At 63.6% G+C, this 16,068-nt stretch carries 16 protein-coding genes, 5 tRNA genes and 1 pseudogene; 11 read left to right on the forward strand and 11 right to left on the reverse strand.

The features are described 5' to 3' along the window. The 8 genes from ACFW0B_RS15700 to ACFW0B_RS15735 all read left to right on the forward strand — a co-directional run. Positions 1-118, forward strand: a 118-nt coding sequence (locus ACFW0B_RS15700) for a transposase (protein ID WP_211168518.1), incomplete at its 5' end; no start/stop codon positions are given. 155 nt (positions 119-273) lie between these two features. Next, positions 274-1,224 (forward strand): TAXI family TRAP transporter solute-binding subunit, encoded by a 951-nt coding sequence (locus ACFW0B_RS15705; protein WP_449149669.1) that lies wholly within the window; start codon positions 274-276, stop codon positions 1,222-1,224. A gap of 48 nt (positions 1,225-1,272) precedes the next feature. After that, the gene (locus ACFW0B_RS15710; RefSeq protein ID WP_449149671.1) at positions 1,273-3,300 is read left to right on the forward strand and encodes a TRAP transporter permease; all 2,028 of its coding nucleotides are present in this window, start codon (positions 1,273-1,275) and stop codon (positions 3,298-3,300) included. Beyond that, positions 3,297-3,707: a DUF1850 domain-containing protein gene (locus tag ACFW0B_RS15715; RefSeq protein WP_449149673.1), complete on the forward strand. Its 411-nt coding sequence runs from the start codon at positions 3,297-3,299 to the stop codon at positions 3,705-3,707. The genes ACFW0B_RS15710 and ACFW0B_RS15715 overlap by 4 nt, the downstream gene beginning before the upstream one ends. A gap of 174 nt (positions 3,708-3,881) precedes the next feature. Then, entirely contained in the window at positions 3,882-5,150 is a 1,269-nt protein-coding gene (locus ACFW0B_RS15720) for a sensor histidine kinase (RefSeq protein ID WP_449149675.1), read from the forward strand. A gap of 238 nt (positions 5,151-5,388) precedes the next feature. Further along, on the forward strand, positions 5,389-6,756 hold the full coding sequence (gene nhaA / locus ACFW0B_RS15725) for a Na+/H+ antiporter NhaA (RefSeq protein WP_449149677.1): 1,368 nt from the start codon (positions 5,389-5,391) through the stop codon (positions 6,754-6,756). Between the two features lie 168 nt (positions 6,757-6,924). Further along, entirely contained in the window at positions 6,925-7,254 is a 330-nt protein-coding gene (locus ACFW0B_RS15730; protein WP_449149679.1) for a hypothetical protein, read from the forward strand. A 155-nt stretch (positions 7,255-7,409) separates the two neighbouring features. Beyond that, positions 7,410-7,886, forward strand: a complete 477-nt coding sequence (locus ACFW0B_RS15735; protein ID WP_449149681.1) for a 2,4'-dihydroxyacetophenone dioxygenase family protein — start codon at positions 7,410-7,412, stop codon at positions 7,884-7,886. Here the strand turns inward: ACFW0B_RS15735 and ACFW0B_RS15740 are convergent. The 6 genes and pseudogenes from ACFW0B_RS15740 to ACFW0B_RS15765 form a co-directional block, all read right to left on the reverse strand. Then, positions 7,884-8,309 (reverse strand): annotated as a pseudogene (locus ACFW0B_RS15740) (tyrosine-type recombinase/integrase); the annotation flags it as partial. The gene ACFW0B_RS15735 and the pseudogene ACFW0B_RS15740 overlap by 3 nt on opposite strands. 201 nt (positions 8,310-8,510) lie before the next feature. Next, a tRNA-Gly gene (locus ACFW0B_RS15745) sits at positions 8,511-8,586 on the reverse strand. 17 nt (positions 8,587-8,603) lie between these two features. Beyond that, positions 8,604-8,679 (reverse strand) — tRNA-Glu (locus ACFW0B_RS15750). 6 nt (positions 8,680-8,685) lie between these two features. Then, positions 8,686-8,761: transfer RNA gene (locus tag ACFW0B_RS15755), tRNA-Gly, on the reverse strand. An 85-nt stretch (positions 8,762-8,846) separates the two neighbouring features. Next, a tRNA-Gly gene (locus ACFW0B_RS15760) sits at positions 8,847-8,922 on the reverse strand. A gap of 17 nt (positions 8,923-8,939) precedes the next feature. After that, positions 8,940-9,015, reverse strand: a tRNA-Glu gene (locus ACFW0B_RS15765). Positions 9,016-9,245: 230 nt separating this feature from the next. Here ACFW0B_RS15765 and ACFW0B_RS15770 point away from each other — a divergent pair. Next, positions 9,246-10,016 (forward strand): hypothetical protein, encoded by a 771-nt coding sequence (locus ACFW0B_RS15770; RefSeq protein ID WP_449149683.1) that lies wholly within the window; start codon positions 9,246-9,248, stop codon positions 10,014-10,016. Between the two features lie 23 nt (positions 10,017-10,039). After that, positions 10,040-10,702 (forward strand): glutathione S-transferase family protein, encoded by a 663-nt coding sequence (locus tag ACFW0B_RS15775; protein ID WP_449149685.1) that lies wholly within the window; start codon positions 10,040-10,042, stop codon positions 10,700-10,702. A gap of 89 nt (positions 10,703-10,791) precedes the next feature. On the opposite strand, the gene ACFW0B_RS15780 is transcribed toward ACFW0B_RS15775, so the two are convergent. Both ACFW0B_RS15780 and ACFW0B_RS15785 read right to left on the reverse strand, forming a co-directional pair. Continuing rightward, positions 10,792-11,274 (reverse strand): GAF domain-containing protein, encoded by a 483-nt coding sequence (locus ACFW0B_RS15780; RefSeq protein WP_449149687.1) that lies wholly within the window; start codon positions 11,272-11,274, stop codon positions 10,792-10,794. Next, positions 11,271-12,161, reverse strand: coding sequence for an ATP-binding protein (locus tag ACFW0B_RS15785; RefSeq protein ID WP_449149689.1), 891 nt, complete (start codon positions 12,159-12,161; stop codon positions 11,271-11,273). Before ACFW0B_RS15785 ends, ACFW0B_RS15780 begins: the two co-directional genes overlap by 4 nt. A gap of 56 nt (positions 12,162-12,217) precedes the next feature. On the opposite strand from ACFW0B_RS15785, the gene ACFW0B_RS15790 reads away from it, so the two are divergent. Then, positions 12,218-14,590, forward strand: coding sequence for a response regulator (locus ACFW0B_RS15790; RefSeq protein WP_449149690.1), 2,373 nt, complete (start codon positions 12,218-12,220; stop codon positions 14,588-14,590). Here ACFW0B_RS15790 and ACFW0B_RS15795 read toward each other — a convergent pair. From ACFW0B_RS15795 to msrB, 3 genes are all read right to left on the reverse strand, one after another. Next, positions 14,571-15,038 (reverse strand): MarR family winged helix-turn-helix transcriptional regulator, encoded by a 468-nt coding sequence (locus tag ACFW0B_RS15795; RefSeq protein WP_449149692.1) that lies wholly within the window; start codon positions 15,036-15,038, stop codon positions 14,571-14,573. The genes ACFW0B_RS15790 and ACFW0B_RS15795 overlap by 20 nt on opposite strands. Then, complete coding sequence (locus tag ACFW0B_RS15800) at positions 15,035-15,520, reverse strand: glutathione peroxidase (RefSeq protein WP_449149694.1); 486 nt, start codon at positions 15,518-15,520, stop codon at positions 15,035-15,037. The genes ACFW0B_RS15795 and ACFW0B_RS15800 overlap by 4 nt, the downstream gene beginning before the upstream one ends. A 118-nt stretch (positions 15,521-15,638) precedes the next feature. Then, the gene (msrB, locus tag ACFW0B_RS15805) at positions 15,639-16,031 is read right to left on the reverse strand and encodes a peptide-methionine (R)-S-oxide reductase MsrB (protein ID WP_449149696.1); all 393 of its coding nucleotides are present in this window, start codon (positions 16,029-16,031) and stop codon (positions 15,639-15,641) included. Positions 16,032-16,068 lie beyond the last annotated feature (37 nt).

Consider the following 16,068-nt stretch of genomic DNA (forward strand, 5'->3'; position numbering starts at 1 on the left):
TGTCCTGGAGGGGGTGAACAACCGCATCAAGGTGATCAAACGCATGGCCTATGGCTTTCGGGACTCGGCCTACTTTTTCCTGAAAATCAAGGCCGCCTTCCCCGGGAAAGCGCGATGAACCTTTTTTGTGCCTGTGGGAGTGATTTCAATCGCGAATGAATTCGCCCCCACAGGCGATCCTTGCAGACTTTCGTCTAAATAATCGGGCGGCTCGCGATTTGGCCGTCTAGGTTTAGTCTTTCAGGCAAAACAACAAGATCAGGAGACCAAGCCATGCTTCAACGCACTCGCCTGGCACTGGCAGGCGCTGCCCTCGTCGCCTTCTGTGCCACCGCTCAGGCCGCTACTTTCATCAACATCCTCACCGGCGGCACCAGCGGGGTGTACTACCCGGTAGGCGTTGGCCTGTCGCAGATCTATAGCCACGGCATCGAAGGCAGCAAAACCTCGGTACAGGCCACCAAGGCCTCGGTGGAGAATCTAAATCTGCTGCAATCCGGGCGAGGCGAGCTGGCCCTGGCCCTTGGCGACTCGGTGGCCGATGCCTGGAACGGGGACGCCGAGGCCGGCTTCAAGGCGCCGCTGAAAAAACTGCGGGCCATCGCCGCCACCTACCCGAATTACATCCAGATCGTCGCCAGCAAGGAATCGGGCATTCGTTCACTGGCCGACCTCAAGGGCAAACGCATCTCGGTGGGGGCACCGAAATCCGGCACCGAGCTCAATGCCCGCGCTATTTTCAACGCGGCCGGCCTGACCTACGAGGACATGGGGAAAGTGGAATATCTGCCATTCGCCGAATCGGTGGAGCTGATCAAGAATCGCCAGCTTGACGCCACCTTGCAGTCGTCGGGGCTGGGCCAGGCATCGATCCGCGACCTGTCCGCCACCCTGCCGGTGCTTTTCGTGCCGATTCCCGCCGATGTAGTCGCGAAGATCGGCAACAACGCCTACCAGAGTGCGACCATCCCGGCCAACACCTATGACGGCCAGGACGCCGACGTCCCTACCGCGTCCATCACCAACCTGCTGGTGACTCACGAGGGCGTCAGTGACGATCTGGCCTATCAGATGACCCAGCTGCTGTTCGATAACCTGCCACGGCTGGTCACCGCCCACGCCGCCGTCAAGGACATCAAGCTGGAAAACGCGGCAAGCAACCTGCCGATTCCCCTGCACCCAGGCGCCGAGCGCTTCTACAAGGAAAAAGGTCTGCTTCCCTGAGCCATGGGCCTGCCCGCACCCGGGCAGGCCACCGCAGGAGACCCCCGCATGAATGAAACTTCCCATGGGCTGGGCGTCGAGACCGCGCGCTGGCCTGCCAGTCTGTTCGCAGTCGCCCTGGCATTCTCGGTGTTCCAGGTCGCCACTGCAGCCTTCCCGCTGATTTCCACCCAGATCCTGCGCGCAGTGCATGTGGGCTTCCTGCTGCTGGTGGTCTACCTGTGCTACCCCGCCCGAGGCTATCGACGCCCCTGGCAGCCGCTGGCCTGGCTGCTCGGTCTGGCCGGCATGGCCACAGCGGCCTACCAGTGGATCTTCGAGGGCGAACTGATCCAGCGCTCCGGCGAGCTTACCCAGGGCGACATGGTGGTCGGCGTACTGCTGATCGTGCTGGTATTCGAGGCCGCACGCCGTGTCATGGGTATCGCCCTGCCGATCATCTGCTCGCTGTTCCTGGCCTACGGCCTGCTCGGGGAATACCTGCCAGGTGATCTGGCGCACCGCGGCTACGGCGTCGACCAGATCGTCAACCAGCTGTCGTTCGGCACCGAAGGCCTGTACGGTACGCCCACCTACGTGTCCGCCACCTACATCTACCTGTTCATCCTGTTCGGCGCCTTCCTCGAGCAGGCCGGGATGATTCGCCTGTTCACCGATTTCGCCATGGGCCTGTTCGGTCACCGCAGTGGCGGCCCGGCCAAGGTATCGGTTTTCTCTTCGGCACTGATGGGCACCATTACCGGCTCCGGGGTGGCCAATGTGGTCACCACGGGGCAGTTCACCATCCCCCTGATGAAACGCTTCGGCTACGCGCCGGCCTTCGCCGGTGGCGTCGAGGCCACCTCCAGCATGGGAAGCCAGATCATGCCGCCGGTGATGGGGGCGGTGGCCTTCATCATGGCCGAAACCATCAACGTGCCTTACGCCGAGGTGGCCAAGGCCGCACTGATCCCTGCACTGCTGTATTTCGGCTCGGTGTACTGGATGGTGCACCTGGAGGCGCAGCGCAGCCGTCTGCACGGCCTGCCACGGGAGCAGTGCCCCAGCGCCATGGACGCGCTGCGCCAGCGCTGGTTTCTGCTGATTCCTCTGGTGGTGCTGATCGTCCTGCTGTTCTCCGGACGCACGCCACTGTATTCCGGCATGGTCGGGCTGGCCCTGACCGCCATCGTCATCCTCGGCTCGGCGATCATCCTGCGCGCCAGCAGTACCTGGCTTCGTGTCGCCTTCTGGGTGGCGCTCGGCGTGCTCTGTTCGGGGTTTTTCCGCCTGGGTATCGGGATCATCCTGCTGGTCATCGCCGCCCTCGCCCTGGCCTGCTTTTTCGTTCACGGCGGCCGCGAGACCCTGCGCGCCTGCGTCATGGCCCTGGCCGAGGGCGCGAGGCATGCGGTACCGGTAGGCATCGCCTGCACGCTGGTCGGAGTGATCATCGGCATCATCACGCTGACTGGCGTGGCCACCACCTTCGCCGGCTACATCCTCGACCTTGGCCGGGACAACCTGTTCCTTTCTCTGCTGCTGACCATGCTCACCTGCCTGGTATTGGGCATGGGCATTCCCACCATCCCCAACTACATCATCACCAGTTCCATCGCCGCCCCGGCCCTGCTGGAGCTGGGCGTACCGCTGATCGTTTCACACATGTTCGTGTTCTACTTCGGCATCCTCGCCGACCTCACCCCACCGGTGGCCCTGGCCTGCTTCGCCGCAGCCCCCATCGCCCAGGAGAAAGGGCTGAAGATCAGCTTCTGGGCGGTGCGCATCGCCCTGGCCGGCTTTGTCGTGCCGTTCATGGCGGTGTACGACCCGGCGCTGATGATGCAGGGCGACAGCTGGGCAGACACGCTGTACATGCTGGTCAAGGCGATGCTCGCGGTAGGGCTCTGGGGCATGGCCTCGGTCGGCCACTTCAGAGGCAGCATGCCCTGGTGGGAACGCGGCCTGGCGTTCGCCGCCGGGCTGCTGCTGATCCTCGCCGTGCCTATCAGCGATCAGGCCGGCTTCACCCTGGGTGCGGCGGTGATCGCCTGGCACCTCTGGCGGCATCGCGCGACCTCTGGGCAACCGGCATGACCGGCCTGTGCCTGGGGCTGGCCGGCGTGGTCTGGGCCAGTCTGCCGCTGCAGCAGTTCACCCTGGCGTGGAATCACAGCGTCGAGAAGATCCGTTGGGAGGAGGACTATCGGGTGACACCCGCCGGCCTGGTGCTCGGCGAGGCGCGGATACGCGGCAACGGTGCGGGGATGGAGATACCGGCCGACGCGGTGGCGCGCGACGGCGCCTGGCACTACCGCCGCCAGATGCCGCCCCTGCAGCCGCTGCATGCCGGGCGCACGCCCGAAGCCGGTGACTACGAGATCTGTAGCGCCAATGGCTGCAATACCCTGGCGTACTGGCTGGGCCCACCCACTGCCGCCCAGCCGGCCGTGGACCTGTGGGCCTGCGAAATGGCCTCGTCCGGCACCCGGGCGGCTCGCTGAGCACCAGCCTCCGGCTTGATGTCGCAATCGCCTGCGGGCCGCATCTACTTGCCAACCGTTGATCCTGCCCGAGCAGCACTGCGTCGCGCGGGCGTGCTCACTACGCGGCACGCCCCCGGCTCCGGCCTAAGCTAGGTAACACACCAGAAAGTGTCTGTTGCGTGGTGGCTGCCGATGAACAAACAACAATCGATACGCAGCCGCATGGTCGCTGCCTACATCCTGTTGGCGGCGATCATCGGCGGAGTGTTCGCCGCCTCGGCCTTTTTCGTCATGGCGGAGATCGAATACCAGCTGATCGACAAGCGTATCGCTCACATAGCCGAATTGTGGATCTCAGGCTCGAACAGCGCGGAGCAGCTGCGAGGAAGCAACCTGGATTTCTTCGTCGACCAGGAGATACCGGAGCCGTTGCAGCAACTGACTCCGGGGATCTACGCAATGCGTGTGAACGGTCGGGCGCTGCACACCTTGATCAGTGAGACGGACGGCCAACGCTACGCCGTGGTGGATGACGAGACCGACTACGAGGCGATAAAAGACCGTACCTACATTGCCTTGAGCCTGGCGTTCCTGGGCGGTCTTGCATTGGCTCTGCTGATCGGGCGGGCCAGCGCAAGTCGGGTGATTCTGCCGCTGACCCAGTTGGCCTCTGCCGTTCAGGACGAGCAGCGAGAGGAAACGCTTCCCGGCCTCGATGCAGCCGACGAGATCGGCGTATTGGCCCGCGCGATCGAGGATCGCACCAACCAGCTCAACCGCGCGCTCCAGCGTGAACGCTGGTTCACCGCCGACGTCAGTCATGAGCTGCGTACGCCACTGACGATAATGCTGGCCGCCGCAGAAGTGCTGGAACGGCGGTTGAAGAATCATCCCAGGCTGCTGACGATAACCGGGCGCATCCGGCACAACGCAGCGGATATCTCTCGGCAAATGAGTGCCCTGCTGGAACTGGCACGGGTGCCCGAGAATACCCAACCTTTCCGGGTCGCCCTGCGTCCGCTGATTGAACAGGAGCTGGAGCGTTGGCAAGAGTTGCTGGAAGGGAAACCGCTGGCAATCGAGTTGATCTCCACCGAAGACGTGCAGGTCCCCGCCATTCCGGAACTGGTTGCCATTGCGCTGAACCACCTCATACAAAATGCCTGCGTGCACGCTGAACGGGGCCTGATAACCGTCCATCTGGACGCCAACGGAATTGCAATCGAAGACACCAGATCCGGGAAGCCGGATGCCCTCGACAGGCGTCCCGCCGATCGGCCGGCATGTGCTCATGACAACACCTGCAACGAGCCCGGCTTGAGCCTGTCCATTGTCAAGCGCGTGGCCGATCACTTGGGTTGGGTGGTGCGCCATACATCCTCGACGAGCGGAAGCAGCCAATACATCCTGGAGTTCGACCATAAGCACAGCCGGGCATTCTCGGCGGCGTACGTGAGATGAAATTCTCGATGAGCGGTGGGCAGTCCAGGGCCGGCCTGGCTGCCAAGCCGCCCATCGGTTCTCCGCCGCACTTGAGCCGACGTATGCCGCCTCCACCGCCTTGCCAGACTGCCCGGACGTGGGAAAACTCGATTGCGAAGGGGGTAAGGTGCCTGCCGGGTGTCTAAGCTGTAATCGCAGCCGGACAGGTTTCAACTGTTGGTCGGGCCGCCACACAAGCTGCTGAGTATGAGCGACCATGAACCAAATCCCTTCTCCCAAGGGGGTGCCGGTTGCGCAGCGTATCGCCGACAAGGCAATTTCCGCCCTCGAACGATTCCTTCACATCGAAGCCGTCAGCGGCATCGTCCTGCTGATTGCGGCTGCCGCCGCGCTGATCTGGGCCAACTCCCCCTACGCCAGCAGCTACACGCATTTCTGGCATTTGCCGCTGTCCTTCGGGATCGGCGATCTGGTTATCTCTTACTCGCTGCACTTCTGGATCAACGACATCCTGATGACGGTGTTCTTCCTGGTGGTCGGCATGGAAATCCGCCGGGAGAGCCATGAAGGCGCACTGGCCAATCTCAAGCAGGCTGCCTTGCCGATAGTCGCCGCGTTCGGTGGCGTCATGGCCCCGGCATTGTTGTATCTCACGTTCAACAACACCGATGGACTGCGCCAGGGCTGGGCAATACCGACGGCCACGGACATCGCCTTCGCGGTTGGCGTGCTGGCCTTGCTCGGACGCTCGGTGCCGTCCTCGGTGCGGGTGTTCCTGCTGGCCCTGGCGATCATCGACGACATCGTTGCGGTGCTGATCATTGCGCTGTTCTATTCCGGCGGCCTGGATGCGATGGGTTTCCTGATCGCCGGACTGGGCATCCTGCTGGTGCTCGGCCTGCAATGGATCGGGGCAGGCTCGGCCTATGCGTACCTGCTCCCCGGAGCGCTGCTCTGGTTCGGCCTGCTGAAGACCGGTGCGCACCCGGCCCTGGCCGGCGTGGTACTCGGTCTGATGACACCGGTCCGCCCGGTGAAGGTCATAGAAGCACCGTTGCAACTGGCCACGCAGGCGATCCGGGATTTTGCCGAGCGCGAACGGGCCACCAATGGCGATGCCAACGCCCTGATGGCCCCCATCAAACGGCTTCGATGGGCGCAACGCGAGCTGTTGCCGCCCGTGGCACGTGTGCAACTGACGCTTCACCCCTGGGTCGCCTTTCTGGTGATGCCGCTGTTTGCGCTGGCCAATGCCGGCGTGAATCTCGACGGCGTGGACCTCGGCGGTGGCGCGTCCCTGGCGGTGATGTCCGGGGTGGCGATGGCCCTGTTCCTGGGCAAGCCGGTGGGCATCCTCTGCAGCAGCTGGCTGGTGGTGCGCCTGGGCTGGTGCAGCCTGCCACCGGGCGCAACCTGGCCCTGGATGGCCCTGATCGGCTGCCTGGGGGGGATCGGCTTCACCATGTCGATCTTCATCGCCAATCTCGCCTTCCCCCAACAGGACCTGTTGAGCGCCGCCAAACTGGGCGTACTGGTCGGTTCGGTGACCGCCGGGATTGTCGGGCTGGCCTATGGTCGCGTGCTGGCTGCCCGCGCGCAGTCGGCCGATAAGCCGGTGCGCTAGCCAGATCCTTGAGGCTCATTGAAGGCGACGCACGGGGCTGGCCCTTGCGAACGATGTTGCGCTTCGTGGGCCAGGCGGCCGCATCTGCCACCCGAACGACAAAATGGGAACAGCGATCTCGCCCTATAATTCATGACTCAACAGGGGCCAACCCGAAGAGGGTCAGCCATGCACATCACCAAAGTTCTCTGGCTATTGCCACTCTCTCTGCTGCTTCACCCGGACCTATCGGCGGCGCAAGGCGCTTCAGATACTGACGCGGACCATCAGAAGGCGATCGAAGCGCACATCCGGCACTCCAACCATCAACTCAGCTTGCTCCTGCGATCCGCCTCCATGGCGAATATCGACACAGTGCTCGACTCAATGGATGCAATACGGCAAGGCAATGAGGCTTGCATCCAGCATATGAAGCATTGCCACGGACCTGATGCGTCGACCCATACAGCGGGCGTTTCCGGCTCGATCCCGGCAGCCGGGGCCGACTCGAAGCTTTAGCGATTGGTGCACTTTCCCGGCGCCCCGGGGAACCCTTGCACAAACTGACTGCATCGCTTGATGCCCCCCCGACGGGAGTGGGGCTGACCTCGTCGCGCCTACCCAGAATCGTTCCAGCGACCTGAACAAGATCAACGCACGACAAGGAGCGAGCCATGCACTACGAAAATATCGATACCGCAGCGATCAACGATGAGGATCTGCCCTGGATTCCCTTCAGCCCCTACAGCAATGACGTACTGCTCAAGTACATCAAATGCGACCCAGTGCGCGGCGAAACCATCACCCTGCTCAAGGTGCCGGCAGGTGCCTCGATGCCGAAGCATCATCACTCCGGCACGGTGATCGTCTACACCATCAAGGGCGCCTGGAAATACATCGAGCATGACTGGATCTCCAGGGAAGGCGGCGTGGTCTTCGAAACGGCTGGCACCAGCCACACCCCCATCGCCCTGACCGATCACGGCGATGAGATCATCACCCTGAACATCACCCAGGGCGACCTGCTGTACTTCGACGAGAACGACAACCTCTGCGCCATCGAGAACTGGAAGTCCGGCGTCGAGCGCTACCTGGCCTTCTGCGAAGCGAATGGCATAGAAGCCAAGGACATCACCAGCTTCGCGGCCTGACATCGCGCCCAAGGCCGGCAAAACATCCCTGTCGAAGACGCGCTGGATCTGCGCGAGCGTGCTCTGCCGCCCCTCTTTGAGCTCCAACCTGCGGTGAGCCAGCCACTGCAGATACACCGCCTTGAAGCTGTTCTCTGTCGCCAAACGGACAGCCCAGAGCTTTTGCTTGCGGTCAATTTTGGGGTTGACGCCCTTCGCCAACTGGGCGCGAGCCTCATCGCGCTGCGCACGCGCCTCGCGGAGACTGACCTCCGGATAGGTGCCCAAGGACATCCGCTTCTGCTTGGCCGCCCAGTAGTACCTGAAGTGCCAGGACTTACCGCCGCTGGCGGACTCCGCCAACGACAGGCCATCGAAGTAAGGAAGGGTATAGTCTTTGCCAATGGTCCGGGCCTGCCGGACTGCAACGTCTGTGAGTGCCATGATCGAGTTCCTGCACAGGAGTCAGGACCAGATGCTTGTCTCGCCGGCCTCGCTCCTCCAGCAACAATCCGGCAACCATATCGGACTTGAAAGCCCTGGCAGGGAGTAGATTTCAGGAGAATTCGCTGGAACGAAAAAAGGGCCTTTCGGCCCTTTTTTCAACGACTTACAGACATCAGTGGACATCTGTAGATCATAATTTGGAGCGGGAAACGAGACTCGAACTCGCGACCCCGACCTTGGCAAGGTCGTGCTCTACCAACTGAGCTATTCCCGCGTACAGCATTTACAAAGTGGCGTCCCCTAGGGGACTCGAACCCCTGTTACCGCCGTGAAAGGGCGGTGTCCTAGGCCACTAGACGAAGGGGACTAAAATTGGAGCGGGAAACGAGACTCGAACTCGCGACCCCGACCTTGGCAAGGTCGTGCTCTACCAACTGAGCTATTCCCGCATACAACCTTTACAGCCCGCACTCTAGGTGCGCCCAGCCCCTCATCGGGACCGGACAAGCAAGGCCTTGGCCGTGCTTTTGAATCTGGAGCGGGAAACGAGACTCGAACTCGCGACCCCGACCTTGGCAAGGTCGTGCTCTACCAACTGAGCTATTCCCGCGTACAACATTTACAAATTGGCGTCCCCTAGGGGACTCGAACCCCTGTTACCGCCGTGAAAGGGCGGTGTCCTAGGCCACTAGACGAAGGGGACGCGGCCCGGAACTTACAACAGCTTTCATGCTTTCTTCCGGCTTCTCAGCGCTGTTTGGGCATCGCGTCGAAGTGGCGCGCATTCTAGGGACGCCTCGAACACCCGTCAACCCCCTATCAAAAACTTTTTAAAATCAAACACTTCTGCTCAAAAATTGAACCGCCTCTATGAGCGTGGAAGTCGAGGCTCTAAACTCAGCCGAATCTTACAAGAACCCCGGAGCCCTGCTGATGTCGCCACTCGTGATCACCCTGTTGATCGTCGTCGGTATCGTCATCCTCATTGTCATCGGCTACGTGAACCAGATGGTGGAGAACAGCAAACTGGAGAAGGCCCGACTCAAGGCCGATCTCGGTGACCGCCTCCGCCGCTGCACCGACCTCTCCGAAACCCTCCCCGGCCAGATGGTTTCCCCCGCTCTCAAGCTCCTGCTCACCCGCCTACAAGTACAGCTCGGCGAACGCCTGCTGCAGGTGGACAAGAATGACAACGCCCTCAAGACCCGCCTCGGACAACTCCGCCCGCTGGTCGGCCAGGGCGAATCCATTGCGGTGAACAATCCGCCGCAGAAGATCGCCAGCGAAGCCAAGGCCAAGGAAATCCGCTTCCAGCTGGAAAGCCTCCACGGCCAGATCACCCGCGCCGCCCAGGACGGCCTGTTGCCGGCCGACGAGGCCAAGAGCTGGGTGAAGGAAATCCGCGGCATGCTGGTCCAACTGCATGTGGAGTTCTTCACCAACCTCGGCCTGCAGGCCATGCAGGAGAACCAGCCGCGCCAGGCTCGCCTGGCCTTCGAGCGCGGCGTCCAGTACCTGCAGAAGCAGCCCGAACCCGCCCATTACCAGAATCAGCTGCAACAACTGAAAGCCCAGCTCGACCGCGCCAATGCCCTGGTGCTGGAAAAGGCCCAGCCGAGCGCGGACGAACCGAACGCGCTCACCGAGGGTCTGAAGTCACTGGAAGACGACGACACCTGGAAGAAGAAGAACATCTACGACTGATCCGCTCAGACGAGGACCTCCCGATGAGCCTGACCCTCTACGGCGCCCCGCTGTCCCCCTTTGTGCGCAAGGTGCGCCTCTACCTGCTGGAAAAGGGGCTGGATTACCAGCTGGAAATCGTCTCGCCCTTCAGCCAGCCGAGCTGGTTCCGCGAGCTGAGCCCCCTGGGCCGCATTCCCGCCCTGCGCGACGGCGACGTGACCCTCGCCGACTCCAGCGTGATCTGCCAGTACCTGGAAGAGAAATACCCACAACTCGCCCCGCTCTATGGCCATGGCGCCGAGGAGCGTGCGCGGGTCCGCTGGCTGGAGAAGTATTGCGACTACGAACTGGCCCCGCTGGCCACCTTCGGCGTGTTCCGCAACCGCACCCTGAAGCCGTCCATGGGCCAGCCCTGCGACGAAGCCATCGTCCAGGCGGCCCTGGTGGACAAGCTGCCGCCCCACTTCGACTACCTGGAGAAGACCCTGGGTAGTGCCGACTACTTCGTGGGCGAGTGCCTGACCCTCGCCGACCTCGCCTTCGCCACCCAGTTGATCAATATGGAGCACGGCGGCGAACGCCTCGATGCCAGGCGCTGGCCGCACCTGGCGGCCCACTACGCGCGCATGACCGCCCGTGAATCGGTGCAGGCGGTTCTGCCGGGCGAACACAAGATCCTCGCCAAGCTGGCCGGTCGCACCTGAACCTGCCGCCAGCGCCAGCCCATGAAAAAGCCCGCTCGAACAGCATTACGGACAAGTCCGGGCTTTTTCATTTCCGCTCGATCAGTCGATCAGCAGTCGGTCAGGCGCAGGAAGATCGCTACCAGTTGCTCGATGCCGGCCTGGTCCTCTGCGCTGAAGCGCGCCAGCCTGGGGCTGTCCAGGTCGAGCACGCCGATCAGGCGGCTGTCCTTCACCAGCGGCACCACCAGCTCACTGTTGGACGCGCTGTCGCACGCGATGTGGCCGGGGAATGCGTGCACATCTTCCACCCGCTGGGTTTCCCGGGTGCGCGCCGCAGCGCCGCAGACGCCCTTGCTGAAGGGGATGCGCACGCAGGCGACCTTGCCCTGGAACGGGCCGAGCACCAGCTCCTCGTTGCGATTGAGGTAGAAGCCGGCCCAGTTCAAGTCCGCCAGTTCGTTGAAGATAAAGGCGGAAAACTGCGAGCTGTTGGCGATGAAGTCGCGCTCATCGGCCAGCAGGGATTCCAGCTGGGCCGCCAGCAGCGCGTAGCCGGAGAGGCCCGCCCCGGCCTGTTGCAGATCGATCATTTGGAAGACTCCAGCAAAGCCAGCCCGACCCAGTGGCGGGCGAATTGATAGGCACAGCGGCCGTTGCGATTGCCACGCCCCAGGGCCCAGCGAATCGCCAGTTTTTCCAGTTCCTCGGTCCACTCCCAGTTCAGGCCCGCGGGTTCGGCCAGCACGCCGATCCAGTGACGGACAACGGCGAGGAAGTGGTCCTGGGTGAAGGGATAGAAGGACAGCCAGAGGCCGAAGCGGTCGGACAACGCAATCTTGTCTTCCACCGCCTCGTTGGGATGCAGCTCGCCATCGACCATCTGCCAGTGCTCGTTGTCGCTCTGCTTTTCCGGCACCAGGTGGCGGCGGTTGGAGGTGGCGTAGAGCAGCACATTGTCCGGGGCACGCTCCAGGGAGCCATCCAGCACGCTCTTGAGCACGCGGTAGTCGCCCTCGCCCGCCTCGAAGGACAGGTCGTCGCAGAACAGCACGAAGCGCTGTGGCAGACCGGCCAGTTGCTCCACCACCCGCGGCAGGTCGGCCAGATGGTCGCGCTCGATCTCGATCAGGCGCAGGCCGGCACCGGCATGCTCGGCCAGCAACGCGCGAACCAGGGACGATTTGCCGGTACCCCGGGCGCCCCAGAGCAGCGCATGGTTGGCCGGCAGCCCATCGACGAACTGGCGGGTGTTGCCGGCCAGTTGCTCGCGCTGCTTGTCGACACCGATAAGGTCGGCCAGGGACAGGTCCAGGCTGACCTCCAGCGGTTGCAGGTATCCGCTGCGGCCATCGCGATGCCAGCGGGCGGCCAGGCTTTTCTGCCAGTCGATCACCGGCCGGGGTACCGGCAACAGGGGTTCGAGACGGGCCAGCACCGCATCGGCGCGCTCGAGAAATTCATACAGGCGGGAATCCACGTTCAACTCCTTCTTCAGCCGCAGCCATCAGGCGCTGCCGGCAAACGGGATAGGCTATGCTTGGCAGGCCCTCGGAACAAGGCCAAATCCCAAGCCCCATGGATATTCCGCTGACACAACGGCTGTCGTTCAAGCAGGCCAGCCTCACGGTGCTGGTGGCGTTCCTCCTCGGCACCGTCCTCAGCGCCATCCAGGTCGCCAGCGACTATCTCAACGAAAATGCGTCGATCGACCGCGAGATCCAGGCACTCCTGGAAATCTCCCACAGCCCGGCAGCGCGCATCGCCTACAACATCGACGCCGAACTGGCCCAGGAGCTGGTCCTGGGCCTCCTGCGTTCACCGGCGGTGATCCGCGCGGAGATCATCGACAACAACGGCGCGGTGCTGGCCAGCGTCAGCCGCCCGCGTAGCGAAAGCGACTTCCGCATCTTCAGCGACTACCTGTTCGGCGAGCAGCGCGCATTCGAAGATCCGCTCTACATCATCCACTCTCCCAACGAAGCCCTGGGCGTGCTGCGCCTGGAAGTGGACACCTTCGCCTTCGGCAGCCACTTCCTGCGTCGCGCGATGATCACCCTGCTCAGCGGCTTCGTGCGCAGCCTGCTGCTGTCGCTGATCCTCCTGGTGCTGTTCTACAGCATGCTGACCAAGCCCCTGGTGGGGCTGATCCGCGGAATCAGCGAGCGCGACCCGCGCGCCGCGCCGGATGCCAGGCTGCCCTGCCCGCCTGGCCACGAACAGGACGAGATCGGCGTGCTGGTGGAAGTGATGAACCGCCAGCTGGCCAGCCTGGCCACCGAAATGCACCAACGCCGCGAGGCGGACGAGCGCCTCAACCAGTACCTGGCCGAGCTGGAGAACATCGTTTCGGCGCGCACCGCCGAGCTGAAGGCCGCCAACAGCCGCCTCAGCCGCTACAACCAGGAGCTGGAGGTGGCACGCAGCACCGCACTGGAGATGGCCAAGGCCCGCGCCGCCTTCCTCGCCAACATGAGCCACGAGATCCGCACGCCGCTCAACGGCCTGCTGGGGATGCTCGACCTGGCGCTGGACGGCCCGCTGAGCAGCGAACAGCGGCGCCAGCTGCAGATCGCCCATGATTCCGGCAGCGTGCTGGTGGAACTGCTCAACGACATCCTCGACCTGTCCAAGTTCGAAGCCGGCCAGCTGGAACTGGAGCAGATTCCCTTCGACCTGGGCACGCTGCTGGAAGACACCGCCAACCTGCTGTCGCAGAACACGGCGCCCGGCGTCGAGCTGACCTGCCTGATCGACCCGAAACTGCCATCACTGCTGGTGGGCGACCCGACACGGGTGCGCCAGGTGGTCAGCAACCTGCTGTCCAACGCCCTCAAGTTCACCCGTTCCGGCCGCGTCGACCTGCGCGCGGCACCCAGCCCGGGCGGCGTACTGATCACGGTCCGCGACACCGGCATCGGCATCTCCGCCGAAGCCCTGCCCAAACTGTTCCAGCCCTTCTCCCAGGGCAGCGCCGGCATCACCCGGCAATTCGGCGGAACCGGGCTTGGCCTGGCGCTGACGCGCCACCTGTGCGAAGCCATGCAGGGCCAGCTGGAGGTGAAATCCCAGGAAGGCCTGGGCAGCCTGTTCAGCGCGGAATTGCCGCTGGTGGAGCACAGCCCGGCGCAAGTGCGCGCGGCGATGCAGGGCAAGGTCATCGCCCTGTGCGGCGCCACCAGCGGCCTGGCCGAGATGCTGGGGACCTGGCTGCCGCTGTGGGGGCTGGAATTCGAACGCCGCGACGCGGGCACCGACCTCAGCGGCGTGCAGGCCGACCTGCTGATCAGCGACAACCCGGACTACCTGGAAAACCTGCGACGCACGGCCCACATGCCGATCCTGCTGGTCACCGGTTACGGCAGCTTCCTGCCGCCGCCACGGGTGGCGACCCTGACGCCCCTGCACCAGCTGGCCCGCCCGCTGTCCCGGGCGGCGCTGCACCAGGCCCTGCAGCGGGTGCTGTTGCAACTCCCGGAAGAACCGCCGGCGGCCGCACCGGCAGAAGCGGTCGAACCGCAGCAACGCCATGCACGGGTGCTGCTGGTGGAAGACAACGCGGTGAACCAACTGGTGGCCAAGGGCATGCTGGCCAAACTGGGCTGCGACGTACTGCTGGCGACCCACGGTGCCGAAGCCCTGAGCCGCCTGGAGCAAACGGCGGTCGACCTGGTGCTGATGGACTGCAACATGCCAGTGATGGACGGCTACGAAGCGACCCGGCGCATTCGCCAGAGCGGGCGCTGGCCGGACCTGCCGATCATCGCGCTGACCGCCAATGCCCTGCCGGACGAACGCGAACGCTGCCGCGCCGCCGGCATGGACGACTACCTGGCCAAGCCCTTCCGCCGCGAAGAGCTGGAGACCCTGCTCGATACCTGGCTGCCGGCTACCCAGGCAACCCGATGAGCTGACCCAGCAACTCGCCGAGGCGTGCGCGCAGTTCCGCCATTTCATTTAGATCCAGCCCGCTGGCGCAGATCAGCTCGCTGCGCAGCGGCATCACTCTGTCACGCATGGTGGCGCCCTCTTCCGTCAGCGCCAGGTGCACTTCGCGCTCGTCATGGGCCGCGCGCTTGCGGCGCACCAGGCCGAGCTGCTCCAGGCGCTTCAACAACGGCGTGAGGGTGCCCGAGTCCAGCAGCAGGCGCTCGCCCAGGGCTTTCACCGTAGGCTGCTCCGGCGCCCGCGCGTGCCACTCCCAGAGCACCAGCATGACCAGGTACTGCGGATAGGTCAGGCCAAGGGGCTCCAGCAGCGGCCGATAGCCGCGAATCACCGCGCGGGAGGCGGCGTAGAGCTTGAAACAGAGCTGGTTGTCCAGCAGCAGCTCCGGCTCGATCGATGGCGTATTCATTTCAGCAGGGCTTCGATCTCGGCGGTGATCTCTTCCGGTTTGGTGGTCGGCGCGAAGCGCTTGATGCGCTGGCCGTCCTGGCTGATCAGGAACTTGGTGAAGTTCCATTTGATGCGCTGGCTGCCCAGCAGGCCCGGTGCGCGCTTCTTCAGTTGCACGTAGAGCGGATGGGCCTGCGCGCCGTTGACGTCGATCTTCTTGAACAGCGGGAAGCTGACGCCGAAGTTCAGCTCACAGAACTCGCTGATGGCGCCTTCGTCACCCGGCTCCTGCTTGCCGAACTGGTTACAGGGGAAGCCCAGCACCACCAGGCCCCGCTCCTTGTATCGCTGCCAGAGCTGTTCCAGGCCCTTGTACTGCGGGGTGAAGCCGCATTTGCTGGCAGTGTTGACCACCAGCAGGGCCTTGCCGCCGAAGTCCGCAAGAGTCTTCTGCTCGCCTTTGATGGTGGTCACGGGGATATCGAGAATCTTGTCGCTCATGGTCGGAACCTGTTCGGGGAGGTCAGGCCCGGGAAAATAGCCCTCAATTAAATTGCGCGCAATTTAATTTTTCATAAAAAAGCCCGCCTGCTGGCGGGCCCGAGCGAAAGCTGTGCGCTCAACGCGGCTGGAGCTTGAGCGACACCGAGTTGATGCAGTAACGCAGACCGGTGGGACGCGGGCCGTCCGGGAAGACATGGCCCAGATGGGCGTCGCAGCGGGCGCAGCGCACCTCGATCCGGTGCATGCCGTGGCTGAAATCCTCGCGCTCGGCGATGACCTCCTTGCTCACCGGCTGGAAATAGCTCGGCCAGCCGCTGCCGGAATCGTACTTGGCATCGGAATCGAACAACGCCTCGCCGCAACAGGCGCAGTGGTAGGTGCCCGGCGTCTTGGTGGCGTAGTACTCGCCGGTGAAGGCGCGCTCAGTGCCACCCAGGCGGCAAACGTGGAACTGGGCGTCGGAAAGCTCCTCGCGCCAGCTCTCCAGGGGTTTCTCAAGCTTGTCCATGACAGACCTCGACATTAGTAAAAAAGCCCGGTCCCGA

The sequence above is a fragment of the Metapseudomonas phytobenefica genome, from assembly GCF_043392685.1.
In the GTDB taxonomy this organism is placed as follows: domain Bacteria; phylum Pseudomonadota; class Gammaproteobacteria; order Pseudomonadales; family Pseudomonadaceae; genus Metapseudomonas.